Raw genomic sequence first — 8480 nt, forward strand, 5'->3', positions numbered from 1 at the left:
TGGGTTAGATCGGTTGTTTGACTGATGCTTGACTGGCAAAGTCAATTGGTAGAATAAAAAGGACGTAAGATGGTTAGCAACACCAACGAACAGGCACTGGAGGCCGCAATTGAGCAGGCTTTAACTGGCACAACCATAGAAGCCGTCAAGGCAGCGGGGGGTATTGCCGATGGCGGCAAAGCTCAAGTCGAAGAAATACCTGCTGACTACATAGTCGGGAATAGGCGTTACAAACTGGGCCTGCCGACTGATTTCAACGTCCAGTTTGCCCTTGATGAAAAGCTTTTCTGGCGCTTTCTGGAAGATACCCAGAAGCTCGAGCTGACCAAGCTGAAAAAACACAATCCTTCCGACTGGCAGCGCAAGTTACTGGAGCGCTACGACCGGCTGATGAAGAAGCACGGTATTCTCTATCTGCTCAAGAAGGGGCTTCCGGTAGATGACGCTCATTTCCACCTTATGTATCCTGCGCCGCTGGCCAGCAGTAGCGAGAAGGTTAAACAGAACTTTGGCACCAATATTTTCAGCTGCACTCGCCAGGTGCGTTATTCCCTGATCAACCCACTTCATGAAATCGACATGGTGCTGTTCGTGAACGGTATCCCGCTGGTGACGATGGAGTTGAAAAATGCCTGGACCGGCCAAACCGCCCGTTCCCACGGCCAGAAACAGTACCGGGAAGACCGCGACGTAAACCAACCGTTACTGAACTTCGGTCGTTGCCTGGTACATATGGCTGTGGATACGGATGAAGTCTACATGACCACCAAGCTGGCCGGGCAAGCGACTTACTTCCTGCCCTTTAACAAAGGTCACAACCACGGTAAGGGGAACCCGCCAAATCGCTCCCTTTCGGGCAAGGGGGGCCATAAGACTGCATATTTGTGGGAGGAGGTGTTTAGCAAAGAGAGCATGGCCAACATCATCCAGCACTTTGTGCGGCTGGATGGCAGCAGTAAAGATCCTCTGCGCAAGCGCACCCTATTTTTCCCCCGTTACCACCAGCTGGATGTGGTGCGTAAGCTGGTTGACCACGCTTCCAGGTGCGGTGTGGGCCATACCTATTTGATTCAGCATTCTGCTGGGTCGGGCAAGTCAAACTCCATTACCTGGGCAGCTTATCAGCTTATAGAGACTTACCCGGCATCACTGCAAGTTGCGAATGGGAAAAGCGTAGAGCAGCCTCTGTTTGATTCGGTGATTGTAGTGACGGATCGCCGACTGCTGGATAGACAGCTGCGCGATAACATCAAGGAATTCTCCGAGGTTAAAAATATCGTTGCTCCGGCCCTTAAGTCTTCTGAGCTGAAGAGCGCGCTGGAGAATGGCAAAAAGATCATTATCACCACTATTCAGAAATTCCCGTTTATTGTGGACGGCATCGAGGATCTCAGCGATAAGCGCTTTGCGGTGATCATCGACGAAGCTCACAGCTCACAGTCTGGCATTGCCCACGACAATATGAATCGTGTGATGGGGCAGGACGAGGAAGAGGATGATCAGGACAAGATCCTTAAAGCGATAAAATCCCGCAAGATGCGTGGCAATGCATCTTACATGGCTTTCACTGCTACGCCCAAGAACACTACCCTGGAAAAGTTTGGTGAAAAACAGGAAGATGGATCATTCAAGCCTTTCCATTTGTACTCCATGAAGCAAGCCATCGAAGAAGGCTTTATTCTGGATGTACTGGCTAATTACACGACCTACAAAAGTTATTACGAGATCGAAAAGTCCATCGCGGAAAACCCAGAATTTGATACCAAAAAGGCGCAAAAAAAACTGCGAGCCTATGTAGAGCGCAGCCAGCAGACCATCGATACCAAAGCTGAAATCATGTTGGATCACTTTATTCCTCAGGTCGTCAATGCCAAAAAACTCAAAGGCAAAGCCAAAGGCATGGTGGTAACGCAGAACATTGAAACGGCCATCCGTTATCACAAGGCCATTTCTCGCTTGCTGGAAGCGAGAGGTAATCCCTTTAAAGCCTTGCTAGCCTTTTCTGGGGCGAAAGAAGTGGATGGTATTGAATACACGGAAGCGGAGATCAACGGATTTTCGGAATCTAAGACCAAAACCAAATTCGATACCGATGAATATCGCTTGTTAGTCGTGGCCAATAAGTACCTCACCGGGTTTGACCAGCCAAAGCTTTGTGCCATGTATGTGGACAAAAAGCTAGCGTCGGTACTTTGTGTTCAGACCCTTTCCCGTCTCAACCGCTCTGCCCCCAAGCTGGGTAAGAAAACCGAGGATTTGTTTATTCTGGACTTCTTCAACTTGGTTGATGAAGTAAAGGTTGCATTCGATCCCTTCTATACCGCGACATCATTGTCTCGGGCCACAGATATTAATGTGCTCCATGAGCTCAAGGACGCAATGGACGATGTGGGTGTGTATGAATGGTACGAGGTTGAGGACTTCGTAAAGCGTTATTTTAATAATGAAGATGCACAAAAATTAAGCCCCATCATTGATATAGCTGCCGCCCGTTTCGAACATGAGCTGGAACTAGAGGATGATGAAAAAGTAGATTTTAAGATCAAGGCAAAGCAGTACGTAAAAATCTACGGACAAATGGCGTCTATCATGCCCTTTGAAATCGTGGCATGGGAAAAACTGTTTTGGTTCCTGAAGTTCTTAATACCGAAGCTAAAAGTGAACGACCCTGATGCGGACACTATCGATGAGCTATTGGAGTCCATTGATTTGAGTTCCTATGGCCTGCAAAGGGTAAAGCTGAATCACGCTATCAAGCTGGATGAGGCAGATACTGAGCTCGATCCCCAGAATCCAAACCCTCGTGGAACTCATGGTGGGGATCAACAAAAAGATCCATTGGACGATATCATCCTGACTTTCAATGAGCGCTGGTTCCAGGGTTGGAGTGCAACACCTGAAGAGCAGAAAGTTAAGTTCATTAACATTGCTGAGAGTATCAAACAGCATCCAGATTTTAAGGCCAAATACCAAAATAATCCTGATCCACACAACAGGGACCTAGCCTTCGAGAAAATGCTAAAAGAAGTGATGTTGCGCAGGCGAAAAGATGAGTTGGAACTATACAAATTGTTTGCTGGGGACGCTGCATTTAAAACTGCTTGGATGCAGAGTATGCAGCATGTACTTTCGGAGTGAATATCTGAAAAATCTAGTTGCTTTTTGTGGAAGTAAATATGTACGTGGAAGGTGTGCTTTGTATGTAGGCTATCTGATAAACTCTAGGAGATATTACACGAAGCTCTTTTTACTTATTAATATATTTCTTTTCACCAATGGCTGGTAGGTAGCCAATCGTCCACACCTCCTGCGAACACTGGGGATATCAGTATAGAAATACGGGGGCATTGGATAGAAACTAAGAGTTTCTTCCATGTTAGCCCCGTCCATATGATTATGTTTTTCTCGGGCGAATTACCTTCAGGCAGCCCACTGCTTATTGCCGTCACCCAACGTATTTTTTGCGGCGGGTTTCACATTACGGAACAAGGCACCACACTTTGTAGCGATGTCAGTAGCAAGCCAAATAGCCCCCGCGCCGACGACGACTGAGCCGACCATCGTAGGTGCGGAGAAGAAGTTGTCTACAGCTTGACTCAGGTCTGACAGACCAGATGCACACCCAGCGGTCAATGCTGCCGGGGTCCGCAAAGCTTTGAAGGCTTTTTGCCTTACGTCGATATTTCTGTAATCTTGCTTATTAAGCTGTATGTCAACCAATTCAATTTTTGCGTTTGCACAAATTGTTTTCAACTCCTCCTTACTGGTGTTTTTTCCGCGAGGATTAGAGAAAAATACAGCTTGCTTGGAAAGCTGATTGCCGTTGGCAACTTTTTGAGTGATACCGGGGGCGTCGGCTAGGCTTTTTAGTGCTTGCACAAAGGTACCAGCTCCTTCACCGTGCACCAGCCAGTTGATCGCGGCATTGTTGGCCTGTGCCTGCTGGATCAATGCCGCCAGAGACCGTGCATTGTGCGCCTTTTTGTGTTCGCCGTCTTGCCAGAACAGGGAGTAATGATAGTCATCATCAGTGAAATCATAGGAGCGCAGCGCGGCTTTATAAGCGGGCAAAATATGGCTGATAAGTAGGCGTCCGGCTTCCTCCTTGTTGTCAAATTTCCCGCTGACGGCAGCATAGTGAGCGCCTGCCCAGCGGTGGCTTTGGTCCATGCTTTTTCGACGTTCGTCGTTAGTTTGCCATCTTAGGGGCGTCTTATTGACCCGGTACAACCCCGTTGTTTGATTTATTACCGGAGAAGAAATCGAACTATCAATTTGCAGACCATAGATCAGGACATCCCCGCTTTCGAGTATCTGGTAGTGGAACTGGGCTCCGTCTAATTTCAGTGTTTTCGTGCCGCTGTCTCTGCCGCCGGGATTAATCGCCAAGCTGTAAAGCGAACGCACCAGGTGTGTCTTGTAGTAGTTGCCGGGATGCTCGCGCTTCAGGGTTTCCCAGGTTTCAATATTTGCCGAGGTTACATAGACATTGCGGTTGATATTGGGAGTCTCTCCCCGGCGAATGATTGCAGTGAGGTTCTTCACGATGGCTCCTTGCCTGTGATAGTTCGATTTTTTGTAGTTTGAGAATGCGCTTAAAGGGCCTTAGCCTGCCAAGGCGGCGGTGGGCTTCCAGGTTTGGTGATGATGAGTTTTTCGTCAAACTTCCCTTCCCAATGCCATTCGGGATACACCCAGTTTTCAATGTCACGTGCTGAGTTCGCTTTGGCCCCTGGCCACTGCTTTTGAGCGGTCACCAGCTGCGCTTTGGCGTCGGCACTCAGCTGTAGTTCTACACTGTCGCAGAGTAAATCACGAATGCCGTTCATGGCTTTTAGGCAAGGCTCTACCGGGGCATAGCCCAGATTACGAAAGTTAAACTGCAAGTAGCGCGTTTGGTCGAGTGGAACAAAGAAGCAGCTTGTGAAGTGCGTATCATAGAAGGGGCACTCCTCTAGTGCCTCTGCAGAGAATCGTTGGTGCTCCTCAAAAAATATTGCCGTGGCCCCGGCCAGATTGCGCAGTTGCCAGTTCACAGGGGCTTTCTGCGGTCGATGGTCGGGTATACAGGGCCCCAAATAATAGAGATAACGCATGATGACTGTCTCAAAATGCTGCGGGTTAAAACAGCTCATGCCTTGAGGCAGCGTGTCGTGGCGATACAGCGCTAATGTAAAATCAATGGTGCCAATAGGACGACCGCGCCAGATAGGACCGAACAGCTCCCAGCTGCGTTTCATCAAGATCTGTAGGGCTACCCCTTCGCGCTTCCATTCTTCTCTTTTAATGTCAGTGGAGTACTGACTGTCATCAAAGATATTAACACTGCGTGGTGGCTCCTGGCTGGAATCCGCGAAGCTGTCCTGGCAGAGGTTGGGCGGGGAGCTAAAAGTCAGGCGGCTGCCGGAGAGATCGATAACAATGGTTTCACGCTCATGACGACGGGGTATATAGGGGCGTTGACGTGAGGCAAACAGGCGAGACAGCATGTACAAATCAATCCTTTGAACAGTGTTCACCAGATTTTACTCTTCTAATGGTGAATGGTCCAAACTTCTTGAAGGTGTTGCCATTACCGGGTGGATGCTAGTAACGGATGCATTAGAAAAAAGACCTACCGACGGTTGAAACCAGCGGGACTTTCAAGGTTGCTACTCGGAGATGAATAGCAGGCGTCAAAGGTAATTGACTTGAGGTGTATTTGCCAAGCCCCCAGGCCTTATGAAGTGCGATTTTCCTTATCATTTAGTACGTTTTACCTATTTCCAAGGGTAAACTCTATTGGAAATAGAGAAAGTCTATATTCAGCGAGAAGGATTTACTTTTTTGACCACCATGCTTTGGTGCCTGAATTTCAAAATTACAACGAAAATCAATGACATGCGATGATTTTCATCCCTCTATACCGTTGTGTATTATTCCCTTCAACTTTGTCATATAGCTAATTATGACGTCCTTTAAGGGATAAATAACATCAATCGATTCTTGCATAGCAGTAACTTAAGTGAGCCAATTATTTGGTGCGACTCAACGTATTAGGTGGGATTCTTCGAGTCCAGTTCTATTTTTGATACAGAGCGATTTAGGCCCGTTATTTATAATAATCTCAAGTGGCGAATTGTTCATATCGAGCAGCATGTTGGTTACATTAAATTTGATGTGGAAGTGGGTCGGCCACTAACTGAGTTGGATGTTCCTGAGACTGAGCTGGAGTGGGTGGCAGGATCTACCGTACATTTTAGCGTGTGTGAATTTATTAATAGTGATGGCTATGATGATTCGCTAAATATAATGGTACCTTTCCAGGTTGCATACGCAGTATCGATACACAAAGCTCAGAGGCTTGAATATGATTCTGTGAAAGTAGTCATCACTGATGCTAATGAAGGGGATATATCACATAGCATTTTTTATGCCCCCATCACCAGTACACGCGATCGATTAAAAATATTTCAGACACCAGAAAACCAGCATAAAGTTATTTCTAGGCTGCAAAGAGTAACTAAGAGCAAGGATGTAGCACTGCTTCCAAGTCGGTGTAGTCTAGCCGTTTTCAGTAATTGAATTGGAATTATTGATAGAGCGTAGAAAGGTATCTGACATTAAGTGATAAGCCACATGTTTACAGACTATTGTGCTGAGTTGATGACAGATTGCTTCCAATTAAAATTGCCAAGTTGTTTAAAGCTCAAGGGTTTACTCGCTTCTTCTTTGAAGAAGTAGCTTAGCTCTGATCTTGCCAACATGTAAAATACATTGGTGATCATGAAGCCCTGCTTTTGTAGTCCACTAAGTGTTTTACCTTGTGCCTTTTGATTTTGGTCCGCGGATTTTTTGAGGTTGTTAATCAGGTGTTGCCACGATTTTTTGCAAATCAACCAATCACGATTTTGTGAATCGGCCTTTTGCAAAGCTTTAACAAAACCTGCATCAAGTAGCTGTTTTAGTTGATAGCGGGAAAGTTCAGTTTCAAGAACAGCCTGCTCCATTGACCAGTTGTCTTGGTACATTTTAGCCAGAGACTCAATCTGGTCTCTGTTAAAGTAGACTTTGCCTTTAAATTTGTGGAGTGTGATTTTGTCTTGGGCTATCAGGCTATGAATTCTAGGCTCTCGACAAGCAAGTATGCGCTGGGCTTCTTTTTGGGTTATCAAAGGACGCTCAGAGGATGACAGGGATATTCTAGTCAGCCTATGGGTTTGAATTGCATTTGGCCAATTGATCTCGATGAACTGGTCGAATGCGGCACGTAAGCGAGCAATGCCTTTGTTCTTTCGCTGTCTGTGTAGTTTCTCATGAATGTCTCGAAAGTGCTTGTTGATACCCGACTGTCCACGATCACTCATTGGGTTGTCTATGTACTGGCTGATTAGCAGATGGAAACCTTGTGGCCAACGCTTCAAGGACTGCCATGCCTGAGTATAGTGAAGGGAAACGTTCAGGTTGTCCAAGCTGGCAGGCGAGAACAGTGCATGGTGGAATAACCGGTATTGATAGTGTGCAATGAAATGGATTAGAGATAGAGCTTCAACGAAGTTCAGGCCCTTAAGCACCGCCGGTGTCGATATTGGCAGGCTGCGTCCTTCAATCAGGTAAGCCATTGTTCTGGTAAAAGCTAAGGTCGCAGGCGAAGCTTTGGGTATCAAATTGACTGTTGGGAATGGATCGTTTTTATTGAACTCGTTGAGAGTGCGACGGTACCAGCTCAGCCTCTTACCAGTCTTTGGACTGGTGTCGACCAATAACAACTTGTGCTTGACACAGGCTGTATAGGCAATGTGGCTCCAGAGGTCGGAAGAATATCCGGTCTCCTCGAGGCATTCGGGGCAGATTTTCGGGGTTTTGACGAAGATCTTGGTCGTAAAGTGCGGTAATTGGGACGATTTGAAGGTATCAGCCGTTCTCGGGTAGGTATAATCAAGGCCCAGCTGGGAAAAGTAAGGCTCTATATCATACTCCCCTGTGATCATCTGGTGGGTAGGTATTCGAAGGTTTTTCCACGGCAGACCGGCATGTTGGAGCAAATGGCCGATATGGTGAAAGCCATTTTGCTCGCTGACCGGGATAAGATAACTGACGATGCACTCATCGGGTTGCCGATGGGGTCGAATTAGTAGCTTGCTCATATTTTGAGCATAGAATCTTAAGGTACTGTAGTGCAGAGATGGTGATTTTGGGCAGGCAAGAAACTTGTTCAAACTTATGTCGAGCCCACGTGACACGAGGGCATCAGACCGTTTTTGGTGATAGTAGAAATTTGTTCAATCTATTCTCGAATGTTTTGTTCAAACTTATTTCGAACTGAGTCGAAAAATGCGGGCTGTAGGGGTATTTTGTTCAAACTTCTACGAGGATTTACATAATCTATAGGCCGGTAAAACACAATTTATGTTCTCCTTTCAATTTTAACGAAGACATGTACTTTGCGCATGGATGCCTCAGTACATGTGGCCATTTAAAATATTTACTTTCTGTTTTTA

At 46.6% G+C, this 8480-nt stretch carries 4 protein-coding genes; 1 reads left to right on the forward strand and 3 read right to left on the reverse strand.

The features are described 5' to 3' along the window. Positions 1-69 precede the first annotated feature (69 nt). The gene (locus Q1A69_RS04225; RefSeq protein ID WP_299581545.1) at positions 70-3138 is read left to right on the forward strand and encodes a type I restriction endonuclease subunit R; all 3069 of its coding nucleotides are present in this window, start codon (positions 70-72) and stop codon (positions 3136-3138) included. A 282-nt stretch (positions 3139-3420) separates the two neighbouring features. On the opposite strand, the gene Q1A69_RS04230 is transcribed toward Q1A69_RS04225, so the two are convergent. The 3 genes from Q1A69_RS04230 to Q1A69_RS04240 all read right to left on the reverse strand — a co-directional run bounded on the left by Q1A69_RS04230 (position 3421) and on the right by Q1A69_RS04240 (position 8126). Beyond that, positions 3421-4545 carry a hypothetical protein gene (locus tag Q1A69_RS04230; RefSeq protein ID WP_299581547.1) on the reverse strand — a complete coding sequence of 375 codons (1125 nt, stop codon included), beginning with the start codon at positions 4543-4545 and terminating at the stop codon, positions 3421-3423. Positions 4546-4595: 50 nt separating this feature from the next. Beyond that, entirely contained in the window at positions 4596-5519 is a 924-nt protein-coding gene (locus tag Q1A69_RS04235; protein WP_299581549.1) for a hypothetical protein, read from the reverse strand. Between the two features lie 1110 nt (positions 5520-6629). After that, positions 6630-8126 (reverse strand): TniQ family protein, encoded by a 1497-nt coding sequence (locus Q1A69_RS04240; RefSeq protein ID WP_299581551.1) that lies wholly within the window; start codon positions 8124-8126, stop codon positions 6630-6632. Positions 8127-8480: the final 354 nt, after the last annotated feature.

Origin of the sequence: uncultured Microbulbifer sp. (genome assembly GCF_947498635.1) — a bacterium.
Classification (GTDB): domain Bacteria; phylum Pseudomonadota; class Gammaproteobacteria; order Pseudomonadales; family Cellvibrionaceae; genus Microbulbifer; species Microbulbifer echini.

Bases quoted from the DNA above. Each gene is read 5' to 3' on its own strand.
- Q1A69_RS04225 (WP_299581545.1), top strand. From the start codon at position 70: ATGGTTAGCAACACCAACGAACAGGCACTGGAGGCCGCAATTGAGCAG.
- Q1A69_RS04240 (WP_299581551.1), bottom strand. From the start codon at position 8,126: ATGAGCAAGCTACTAATTCGACCCCATCGGCAACCCGATGAGTGCATC.